The 10,465-nt window shown below is 65.3% G+C and carries 11 protein-coding genes; 4 read left to right on the top strand and 7 right to left on the bottom strand.

The window, feature by feature from the left end; translation table 11 throughout:
- Nucleotides 1–802: fumarate hydratase (locus ACOJTD_RS24210; RefSeq protein WP_420135398.1), on the bottom strand; the 802-nt coding region annotated here is incomplete at its 3' end.
- Nucleotides 803–931: 129 nt separating this feature from the next.
- On the bottom strand, nt 932–1,147 hold the full coding sequence (locus ACOJTD_RS24205; RefSeq protein WP_420135397.1) for a hypothetical protein: 216 nt from the start codon (nt 1,145–1,147) through the stop codon (nt 932–934).
- A gap of 351 nt (nt 1,148–1,498) precedes the next feature.
- On the opposite strand from ACOJTD_RS24205, the gene ACOJTD_RS24200 reads away from it, so the two are divergent.
- From ACOJTD_RS24200 to ACOJTD_RS24190, 3 genes are all read left to right on the top strand, one after another.
- Complete coding sequence (locus tag ACOJTD_RS24200; protein ID WP_420135396.1) at nt 1,499–2,008, top strand: hypothetical protein; 510 nt, start codon at nt 1,499–1,501, stop codon at nt 2,006–2,008.
- Between the two features lie 212 nt (nt 2,009–2,220).
- Complete coding sequence (locus ACOJTD_RS24195; RefSeq protein ID WP_197279742.1) at nt 2,221–2,391, top strand: hypothetical protein; 171 nt, start codon at nt 2,221–2,223, stop codon at nt 2,389–2,391.
- A gap of 141 nt (nt 2,392–2,532) precedes the next feature.
- Nucleotides 2,533–2,892, top strand: a complete 360-nt coding sequence (locus ACOJTD_RS24190; protein ID WP_420135395.1) for a GFA family protein — start codon at nt 2,533–2,535, stop codon at nt 2,890–2,892.
- 63 nt (nt 2,893–2,955) lie between these two features.
- On the opposite strand, the gene ACOJTD_RS24185 is transcribed toward ACOJTD_RS24190, so the two are convergent.
- The 3 genes from ACOJTD_RS24185 to ACOJTD_RS24175 all read right to left on the bottom strand — a co-directional run bounded on the left by ACOJTD_RS24185 (nt 2,956) and on the right by ACOJTD_RS24175 (nt 6,202).
- Entirely contained in the window at nt 2,956–3,666 is a 711-nt protein-coding gene (locus tag ACOJTD_RS24185) for a glutathione S-transferase (RefSeq protein ID WP_420135394.1), read from the bottom strand.
- Between the two features lie 154 nt (nt 3,667–3,820).
- On the bottom strand, nt 3,821–4,825 hold the full coding sequence (locus ACOJTD_RS24180) for a Tim44 domain-containing protein (protein ID WP_420135393.1): 1,005 nt from the start codon (nt 4,823–4,825) through the stop codon (nt 3,821–3,823).
- Between the two features lie 387 nt (nt 4,826–5,212).
- Nucleotides 5,213–6,202, bottom strand: coding sequence for an MBL fold metallo-hydrolase (locus ACOJTD_RS24175; RefSeq protein ID WP_420135392.1), 990 nt, complete (start codon nt 6,200–6,202; stop codon nt 5,213–5,215).
- Between the two features lie 130 nt (nt 6,203–6,332).
- Here ACOJTD_RS24175 and ACOJTD_RS24170 point away from each other — a divergent pair, with 130 nt between their 5' ends.
- On the top strand, nt 6,333–7,241 hold the full coding sequence (locus ACOJTD_RS24170; RefSeq protein WP_420135391.1) for a LysR family transcriptional regulator: 909 nt from the start codon (nt 6,333–6,335) through the stop codon (nt 7,239–7,241).
- Here the strand turns inward: ACOJTD_RS24170 and cckA are convergent.
- Nucleotides 7,238–9,781 carry a cell cycle histidine kinase CckA gene (gene cckA, locus ACOJTD_RS24165; protein WP_420135399.1) on the bottom strand — a complete coding sequence of 848 codons (2,544 nt, stop codon included), beginning with the start codon at nt 9,779–9,781 and terminating at the stop codon, nt 7,238–7,240. The two genes, ACOJTD_RS24170 and cckA, sit on opposite strands and share 4 nt — an antisense overlap.
- A 356-nt stretch (nt 9,782–10,137) precedes the next feature.
- The coding region (locus ACOJTD_RS24160) for an EscU/YscU/HrcU family type III secretion system export apparatus switch protein (protein WP_420135390.1) at nt 10,138–10,465 on the bottom strand (328 nt) is incomplete at its 5' end.

Genomic DNA, 10,465 nt, shown 5'->3' with positions numbered 1-10,465 from the left:
GCAGGCTGTCGTAATATCGGCAGGAGGCAAGCTTGACCGTCTTCAGGTTCAACTCGGCCGAGGTGCCGCCGATGACGATCGCAAGATGATAGGGCGGGCATGCCGCGGTGCCGAGCGTCAGCACCTTCTCCTTCAGGAAGGCGAGCAGCCGGTCCTTGGTCAGCACCGACGGCGTCGCCTGAAACAGGAAGCTCTTGTTGGCCGAGCCGCCGCCCTTGGCCATGAACATGAATTTGTAGGCGTCATCGCCCTCGGCGTAGATCTCGCACTGCGCCGGCATGTTGTTGGCGGTGTTCTTCTCTTCGTACATGGTCAGCGGCGCGACCTGCGAGTAGCGCAGGTTGCGGCGCAGATAGGCGTCGCGCGCGCCTTCCGACAGCGCCGCCTCGTCGTCACCGGCGGTGATGACGTTGCAGCCCTTCTTGCCCATGATGATCGCCGTGCCGGTGTCCTGGCACATCGGCAGCACGCCGCCGGCGGCGATGTTGGCGTTCTTCAGGAAGTCGAGCGCCACGAACTTGTCGTTCGGGCTGGCCTCGTTGTCCTCGAGGATCTTCCGGAGTTGCGCCAGATGGCCCGGCCGCAGATAATGATTGATGTCGCCGAACGCCGCCTCGGACAGCGCCCGCAGCGCCTCGCGCTCGACCACCAGCATGTCCCGGCCGAGCACCTTCTCCACCCGCACGCCCGCGCTGCTGATCTTGCGATACGGCGTCTCGTCCTTGCCCAGCGGAAACAGTGGGGTGTGCTTATAGGGCGGAACCGGAGTGGCGGCGGACGGGACAGGCGTGGGTGCGTTCATGGGCAGGGCCTCGGGTGGGGATTTCCGGGGCCCTGTGTAGGGGGTTTTGGCGGAGTTTTGAAGGGTTCAAAATGGGTGGGAGACCAGCGGACTGCATGTTTCCCGCCGCTCTTCAGCCTCGCTCTCCGCCTAGGCATCGACCAGTGCCCTGATCATGCGCTGGTATGGTACCTTCTGCTTTGCCGCAGCTCGTTTAAAGAAATCGACTGAGCGCCGCGACCGGCTGAGGGTGACTTTGACGGTGTCCTCGCGCAGCACGAGTTGCTCGGGCGACGGGAGGAAGTCCTCGACGATCCGCAGCCGGCCGATTTCGCCTTTGCGACACTTGACCGTTGATTTCTTCATAGATCGATCCTGATCTTTTCGCCGCGGCGAGTGAGCCGGACCGTGACGATGCCCTCTGCCACCCTGCCAAACAGAAGAAGCTTTGCTCGTCCCGACTGTGGTCGGTGTCTTCAGCGATGACGCATCCAGGATCGAGAAATGCCAATTGGGCGACGCCGAAACCGACGCCGTGCTTGGTCTGGTTCAGCCTATCTTTGGCGCGCCACTCGAAATCAGACATCGCGACCATAGCCCGAGTACGGCTGTACAGTCATTTGACTGTATAGCAAATGACCTCAGTCGACAGCGGCGCTTGCATTCTGACCCGGCTCAACTATGAGATTTGATATCACCGCTGTTCGGAGATCAGTAATGCTCGCCAAATCAGATCATTTGTCGCTCCGGACCTTCAACGCTCTTGCTCGCGACGGACTGCTGGCCGGTGTTCTTGGTGTTGCCGCCAGCCTCGCCCTCGCCTCCCCTGCCCGCGCTGATCGCTGCGATGATCTCGCTCAGCAGCTTAAGTCGCAGATCGACGGCGTGACGATTGGGAAGACCGTCGCCAACGTGATCTACCTGTCGCATCCAGCGGCGAAGTCGTTGCGGCTGGGGTGTCCGAGCCGGACGGTGAAGAACGAGGTGTTCGGCATCGCGGCTTCGCGAAAACCGTCGCCAGAGTTTCAGGAGCTGATCGCGAGCGCATCGGCGATCGTATTCACGATCCCGAAGGCCGATACGCTGCGGGGCGTGAAACGCTGCTTTGGCCGGGTCGGTCTGCTGCGTGGTAACGACGTCAAATCACGCTATCGCCGCCTCGACATGCGCTGCGTTCGCGGCAAGACGGATTCGTCGATCGCAGTGTCGCGCGACAAGAACGAGTAGGCGCCGCTCGAACACGGCGCGCCACGGGAGCGATGTGGCAGTGCGATGAAACGCGGCATTTAAGACAAATCCGACCACGCCGCTGCGCGCAAAGTTCACCGGCCGGCGCGATGCTCACATCACCCGATGACGGGCGCGATCGAAGCCACGCAGGTGGCGGACGACCGCACCGGGAGTTGTCGGTGACACTCGCAAACCTACGAGGATCGATGATGAGTAGTATTTCGAGCGTGTCGTCGACGCCCGTCTCGAAGCCGACCGTCGAGGCGAGCCCTCCGCCTCCGCCGCCCCCGCCGAAGGACAAGGACGACTCGACGACGACGCAGCCGGTCAAGGCAGCGCTCCCGCCCGGCCAGGGCACGCGGGTCGATCAGCTCGCCTGAGCCTGCCCAACGACCGATGACCAGCCCCGCCTCGCGCGGGGCTTTTCATATCGGCAGCGCAGTCTTCTGCTCGGCGCTATCCATGCCTGTCCCCGCTCTGGTAGAACGATCCAGACGAGCAATCGACAGGCGGGAGACACCATGAGCGGACTGAAAGTCTGCACCGGCGGCTGCCATTGCGGCCTGGTGCGGTTCGAATGCACCACCGACCTCGCGATGGTCACGGCCTGCAACTGCTCGATCTGTACCAAGCGCGGCCTGCACTTCACCTTCCTAGCGCCGCAGAGCTTTCAGCTGCGGGCCGGTCAGGACAGCTTGAAGGAATATCTGTTCAACCAGCGGGCGATCAGCCACCAGCAGTGCGACGAGTGCGGCGTCGAAGTGTTCGCACGCGGCACCAAGCCCGACGGCAGCGAAGTCATCGCCCTCAACGTCGCCTGCATCGACGGCATCGATCTTGCGACGCTGACGATGACGCCGGTCGATGGGAAGAGCAGGTAGCAGAGCGCGCCCGAGCCGTCATTCCGGGGCGCGCGAAGCGCGCCGGGAATGACGGCGAGATGACTACTTATCCAGCGCCTTGTAGTGCCGGAAGATGCCGTCTTCGTTGAACGGGATGCGGCGGTCGCTGGCGAGGTAAGCGGCGATGTTGGGACGGGCGGCGACGCGGTCGTGCAGCGCGATGAGGCCCGGGATCTTGCGTTCGAATTTCTTCATAGACCTCGGAAATGCGTAGCGCAGACCCTCGACGATCTGGAACAGCGACAGGTCCGCGTAGGTCAGCTTGCGGCCGGTGACGAACGGGCCGCCGCTGCCGGCAATCAGCCGTTCGAAATAGCCGCAGTATTTCGGCATGCGCTCCTTACGGAACCCGGCTGCGCGCCGCTTCGCCGGTCCCTTCTGGTCTTCGTAGTACAGCGACGTGCCAATCGGATGGTGGGTGTCGTGCACCTCCTGAACCAGATCGGCGATGGTGAGCTGGAGTTCGTGCACCCATAGCCGGCCGGCTTCGGTTTTCGGCGCCAAGCCATGGCGGTCGCCGAGATACAGCATGATGTTGGCGGTCTGGCCGATTACTAACGGACCGGCCTTCAAAAACGGCGGCGCGAAGGACGGCGTGCCGGTCTTGGCCTGCATCATCTTCATCATGGTCGAGACGCCGGCCTTGCTCCGCCGCGCGACGTCGACATAGGTCGCGCCGGCCTCTTCCAGCGCGAGCCGCACGAACTCGCCGCGTCCCTGAATGGTCGGCCAATAGTACAACTCGTAGCGCATCACGTTCCTCTCCGCAGGGCGACAAGGTCGGCCGTTATCATGTTGCCCGCTTTCTCAATGCGCCAGCACAGATCCGGTTCACGCGGCGGAACCCGCGCCCAAACGAAAAGCGCCGCGGAAATCCGCGGCGCTTCGTTCTGCTCGGGGAAGTGGCTTAGTTGGTCTGCTGGATCGCCGACAGCTCCCAGTCGGAGCCCGGCCGCCGCGCGAAGGTCCAGACCTCAGTGACCTCGATCGGCGTTTCGCTGCCGGCCACGAGCCGGCCTGTGCCGCGCTCCAGCGTCTTGTCGACCAGCGAGAATCGCATCGCCACGGTGGCGTAGTCGGTCTCGCCTTCGCGCCACGCCTCGGCGAGGTCGCCCTGCAGCAGCTTCACATCCGACACCTTGTTGATGTCGTTGTTGGCCTTGTTCTCCGCCAGATCCTTGGCGAAGTACGAAGCCATTTCCGGCGTAGCCAGCGTGTTCAGACGCTCCTGATCCTCGTTCGACCAGGCCGCCTGGATGTCGCCGAGCAGGCGTTCGAACGCCTCGTAGTCTTCCGGCTTGATCTCCAGCGGCGGCTGGTTCGGCGCGCTGCCGCCGCCAAAGCCGAAACCGCTGCGATACGCCGGGGCAGCGTCGGCACCCGGACCGACGGTCGGGCCGGTGCCCGCGCTGCTGTTGGCATAGGCCTGCGCCGGCTGCGGGTTGTTCCGCCGCTGCCACCACGACCACGCCAGCCGCGCCACGACGACGACCAGAACAACCTGCAGGATCAGGCCGAGGATCGACGCAAAGCCGCCGAGGCCGGACATGAAGCCGCCGCCGAACAGCATGCCGAGCAGGCCGGCGCCGAGGAAGCCAGCGGCGAGGCCGCCCAGCATGCCCATGCCGGGCCGGTTGAAGAAGCCGCCCTTGGACGCCGCGCCGGCTGCCGGAGCGTTCATGCCCGGGCTGCCCGGCTGGCTCATGGTGCGGTTGAACGGCTGCGCGGCGCCCGGCGCCGTCTGGGTCGACTTCGGCGCCATGAAGGTGCGCGAGCCGCGCGAGCCGGAATTGCCGCCGCCGCCGATGCGAGCCTCTGCGGCCGACGACAGTGCGAGCGCCAAAGGCATGGCCAGCGACAGGGTCACGGCCAGAGCGGCAACGGCGCCACGCGTGCGATGCAAAAAGTTCATTGGTTTCCCTTTATCCCCCGTCATGGGGAAGCTCCCCCAAAATGGGCAGCGGCGGGGAAAAGTGAAGGATGCGCAACGCCGCAGCCCCTGTCGCAACCCTGCGGCCCTCGGTCGCGGGACATTAGCTCCCGGCCCTTGAACCAATATTGCAACTCGTTCGCAAAAGTAGATTGAAGGGCCACGACTGGCCGCGCGCCTGGTTGACGCGCGGAATAGGTGCGGGGCGCTTACTAACAAGTGCGGATGGCGCTGAGAGCCGAGCGGCGAATTAACCCGCCAACACTTCGCGTGATGTGATCAGCACAGCATCACTCATCGACGTCAGCAGAGACCCGCCGATCGTGGCCAATTCGGCGGACGCCTTTGCGGCGCCCGCCGTGGCGGACTTCAGGTCTGCAATGCCCAATCGGCTGGCTGCCAACGTAGTTGCCCGCGGTCCGAGACGATGCGGCCGAGCCCCGGGAAAGGCATGTGCGTCGCGGCGATCAGCGCACCTTCCGACGCCGCGCGCGGGAAGAAGCGATCCCGCATCGCCTGGGCCGCTGCACGGTCCTGCTCGAACAGGAAGTAAACGTCGGTCGCCGCAGGATGCACGACCGGAAAGATCATGTCAGACACCATGATCAGGCTTTGGCCGCCATCCTCGATCCTCACGCCGATATGGCCGGGCGTATGCCCCGTGAGATCGACGATCGAGACGCCGCGCACGATTTCGCGCTCCCCATCGATGGCCTGCAGCTTCGGGTAAAGGCGCACGACATCCTTCGCCATCCGGAAGCTCGGCTGCAGAAAGTCCGGAGCGCCGCTGGCTTTCGCCGGGTCGGTCCAGTGGGTGACGTCGCGCCGATCGACATACAACTCGGCCTTCGGGTAGTTCTTCCGACCACCGACAATCAGTCCACCCATGTGGTCCTGATGCATGTGAGTCACGATCACCGCGTCGATCTGGTCACGCTGCAGGCCCACTGCACCGAGCGCCTTCGGCAGCGCGCCGGTTTGGCCGATCGATCCAGCCGGCCCGGAATCGATAAGGATCCGGCGCTGGCCATCCTCGACCAGATACTGGTTGAACAGGAAACGCACGCCACTCTGCCGGGCTGTAAATTGCGCGCCTGCGGCCTGCTCGACCTGCGCCGGCGAACGGCCGGGGAAGTAGCCGTAGGGCATATCCGCATAGCCGTCGGTGAGCGCCGTGACAGTGAACCGGCCGATCCTGATTTGTGCGAGCGGCGTCACGCTCACCGGTGCCGTCGGCGCGGACGCAGACCGCTGGGTTTTGGCGTGGACGGGCGCGAGAGCGCCACTGATCAGGCCGCCTCCGACGAGGCTCCCTCCGAGAAGGCCGCTGGCAAACATGCGGCGGGACAGTTGAGGCATTCGCGCTCTCCCATGTCGTTGGGTGTGGCGGGAGCGACAGCTCCCATCGCGAGAAAGCCTAGGTGATCTACAATCAACGGAAGTATCCTGCTATTTTGAGAGCTTCCCTCCCAATTTCTGGAACGATGCGATGGATCGTCTCGAGGCAATGGCTGTGCTGCTCGCTGTTGTCGATGCTGGAAGCCTCTCGGCTGGTGCGCGCCGCCTGCACTCACCTTTGGCCACGGTCAGCCGCAAGGTCGGAGAACTCGAGAAGCATCTCGGCGTCCGCCTCGTGCTGCGCAGCAGCCGCGGCCTCACCCTCACCGAGGAAGGGCGCGCCTTCGTCTCAGCATCGCGCCGCATCCTGGACGATCTCAACGCGGCGGAGCGGCAGGCCGCCGGCGACTACGGCGCATTGCGCGGCGGACTCCACGTCACGGCGCCGATCGCATACGGCGAGCGCTACCTGCTGCCGATCGCGCTGGACTTTCTGAAGCAGCAGCCGGAGATCAATCTCCGCCTGACTCTCGTCGACCGGCAGGTGAGCCTCACCGACGAACAAATCGACGTCGCCCTGCGGATCGGACATCTGGCCGACAGCTCGCTGATCGTGACGCGTGTCGGCACGGTCCGTCGCGTCCTGTGCGCGAGCCCGGCCTATCTGGCCCGCCGGGGCGAGCCGCGCCGGCCGGAGGATCTGGCGACACATGACGGCATCAGCTTTCAGGGCTTCGCGACCGCGCCGGAATGGCGCTACCGACGAGATAGTGCGGCGTTCGCCGTCGACCCACGCCCCAAGCTCGCGGTCAACACCACCGAGGCTGCCGTTCAGGCAGCACTCGCGGGTGTCGGCATCATTCGCGTGCTGTCCTATCAGGTGTTAGATCAGTTGCGCTCCGGCGCGTTGCAGGAATTGCTGCCGGAGTTCGCGCTGGATCCTCTGCCGGTGAGCCTGATCCATCGGCCTGCCGTGCCACTGCCGCTGAAAGTGCGGAGCTTCCTCGACTGGACCGTCCCGCGCTTGCGCGCGCAAATGAGCCGCTCGACGAGCGCTTAGTTCGGCGCCATCGTTTCCTTCACCTTCGCGACCAGCGCGCTGAGCGCGAACGGCTTGGCGAGGAAGGCGAACTGCTCGTTCTCGGGCCGACTCTTCTCGAACGCGTCCTCGGCATAGCCGGAGACGAAGATGATCTTCAGATCGGCATTGCGCCCCCGCATCGCCTTCAGCAGCGTCGGGCCGTCCATCTCCGGCATCACCACGTCCGACACCACGAGATCGACCTCGCCATTGACCGCGTCGAATTCTTCGAGCGCTTCGATGCCGTTGGAGGCCTCGATCACCTGATAGCCGCGCGAACGCAGACCACGGGCATTCAGCGAACGCAGCCCCTCTTCGTCCTCGACCAGCAGGATCGTGCCCTGCCCGGTCATGTCGCCGCGCGGCTTGGCGGCGGCTGCCGCGGCCGCAACCTCGGCGACGCTGCCGCTGGCGGCCGTTTGCGGCTCCGCCACGGCTTCATGGCGCGGCAGGAAGATGTGGAAGGTCGTGCCTTTGCCGAGCTCGCTGTCGACATACACGAAGCCGCCGGTCTGCTTGATGATGCCGTAGACAGTCGACAGGCCGAGGCCGGTGCCCTTGCCGACTTCCTTGGTCGATAAAAACGGCTCGAAGATCTTGTCGACGATGTCGGCCGGACTGCCGGTGCCGGTGTCACTGACTTCGATCCGCACGTAGTCCGCGGCCGGCATGCCTTTGTGGGCGAGTTGCGCGACGTCGGCGGCGGCGACGTTCGAGGTGCGGATCGTGAGCTTGCCGCCGTCCGGCATCGCGTCGCGGGCGTTGACCGCGAGATTGACGATGACCTGCTCGAACTGCGAGACGTCCGCCTTGGTCCGCCACAGATCGCGGCCGTGCTGCATCTCCAGCGTAATCCTCTCGCCGATCAGCCGCTTCAGCAGACGATCGATATCGGTCAGCGCCTCGCCGAGATCGAGCACCTGCGGGCGCAGGGTCTGCTTGCGCGAGAACGCCAGCAGCTGACGCACCAGCGTCGCGGCGCGGGTGGCGTTCTGCTTGATCTGCATGATGTCCTGGAACGACGGATCGGTCGGCTTGTGGGCGTTCAGCAGGAAGTCGTTGGCCATCATGATGGCCGACAGCACGTTGTTGAAGTCGTGCGCGATGCCGCCGGCGAGCTGGCCGATGGTGTCCATCTTCTGCGCCTGGTTGACCTGGTTCTCCAGTGCGCGGCGCTCGGTGGTCTCGAGCAGATACACGATGGCTGCTTCGGCGTCGCCGTCGTCCGCCACCGCGGTGACGAAGAACTGGCCCCAGCGCTCCTTGGCGCCGTGGAGCAAAACCTCCACCGGAGGGATGTCGGCCTGGCCCTGCGCGGCCTGATCGATCGCCGCGCCGAGCGTGGCGCGGTCCCGCGTGCTGACGGCGGCGAGGATCGACTTGGCAGCGCCGCCCGACGGATCGAGTCCTTGCGCCAGCTTGGCGAAGCGGGCATTGGCGCGCACCACAGCGCCTGATTTGTCGACGGTGGCGATCGCCATGGGGGTGTGATCGAAGAACCGCATGAAGCGGATCTCGGCGGCGCGTTGCGGATCCAGCCGCTCGTCGCGCGCGCGGCTGATCACCAGCGTGCGCGAGGCGCCCGGTATGCCATCGGCGCCGAAAGCCAGCTTGTGATACAGCCGCACCGGCATGGTCTTGCCGCTGCGCATCTTCAGGTCGATGTCGAAGACTTCCGTCTTCACTTCGCCCGGTTCGGGCACGATCGAGGTGAGCAGCGCCGAGCCGTCGCCCGACACGATGTCGTTGAGCTTGAGCCCGCCCGAGCCGATCTCGGCGAGGTCGTGATCCAGCCAGTTCGCCAGCGTGGCGTTGACGTAGACGAGGTTGCCGCCGGCATCGACCGAGAAGAAGCCGCAGGGCGCGTGGTCGAGATATTCGATGGCGTGCTGCAGTTCCTGGAACACGTCTTCCTGGTGTTCACGGTCGCGCGTGATGTCGGCGATCGACCACACGGTCTGCTTGGCTTCGCGCTTGCCGGTCCCGAGCGGGCGCACACGCAGGCGCATCCAGCGGCCGGCCGCGCCGTCGGCCCCCGCGACCCGAACCTCCTCCTGCAACCGCTTGCCTTCACGCGACGCCTTCAGCAGACGAAACACCGCTTCGGAAACGTCGGGATTGCCGATGAACACCCGCTCGACCGGACGCACGTCCTGCATCGATGTCGCTCCGGTGAGCGCCAGATAGGCCGGGTTGGCGTAGACCACGTGGCCGCGCGGATCGGTCACGGCAATGCCGTCGAAGGCGCTCTCGGAGATCGCCCGCAGAACCGGATCGGCAGCGGCATGATCCGCGAAGCCGACGATGCCCGCTGCGAAGGCGAACAGCATGAACAGGCCGACCATCGCCAGCAGCGCCAGCAGGCCGAGGATGTAGGGCTGCGCTTCGGCGCGGCCAAGCGTCATGAAGGCGACCGCTGCGGCGATGATGGCGCCGGCCACCAGCAGCACGAGCGCGATGCTGCCGCTACGGCGCGCCGGCTCCGCGGCGGAGGAAGCCTGCTGGTCGTTGATGGTCATGGTCACCGAACCGATCCCTTGCCTGCCGGCGCAGCGGCGGCCAGCTTCCAACTGCCTGAATCGGAGCCGAAAGCGCAAGCGAATCCCGCCAATAAACACGTTCCGGACGACTTTCGGGCCGGCAAAATGGCGCAAAACGCCGCCGCTGCTGATTCGCGGGTTCACCCGCAGCGGATGGCGCCGCGCCGTTAGTTTCGGGATCGCCCGGCAAGCTACGAGGCAGCCGTCCGTGGCGACGTCCCGCTCGGCGGCGAACGGACGGAGCCGATCCAAGCCCGTTCGAATCCGGCCCGACGCTGAGACGACGCGGCAGGCCGTTGTTGCCGTCAGGAGAGGCCATGCCTCCCCTGTCCGGCTCAGTTCCGCCGCCCGAACAAGTTACGCTTCAGGTTCATCACGTAGCCGATCACCTCAGCGACCGCCTGGTAGTGCTCGACCGGAATTTCCTCATCGACATCGACGGTCGCGTAGAGCGCGCGCGCCAGCGGCACGTTCTCGACGATCGGTACGTTGTTGGCCTTGGCGACTTCCCGGATCTTGAACGCGACCGCGTCGACACCCTTGGCGACGCAGATCGGCGCCTGCATGCCGCGTTCGTATTTCAACGCCACCGAGAAGTGGGTCGGGTTGGTGATGACCACCGACGCGCCCGGCACCGCCGCCATCATCCGCTTCTTCATCCGC

Origin of the sequence: Rhodopseudomonas sp., from assembly GCF_048594845.1 — a bacterium.
Taxonomy (GTDB): domain Bacteria; phylum Pseudomonadota; class Alphaproteobacteria; order Rhizobiales; family Xanthobacteraceae; genus Rhodopseudomonas.
This window is presented reverse-complemented; position numbering and strand designations above follow the sequence as displayed.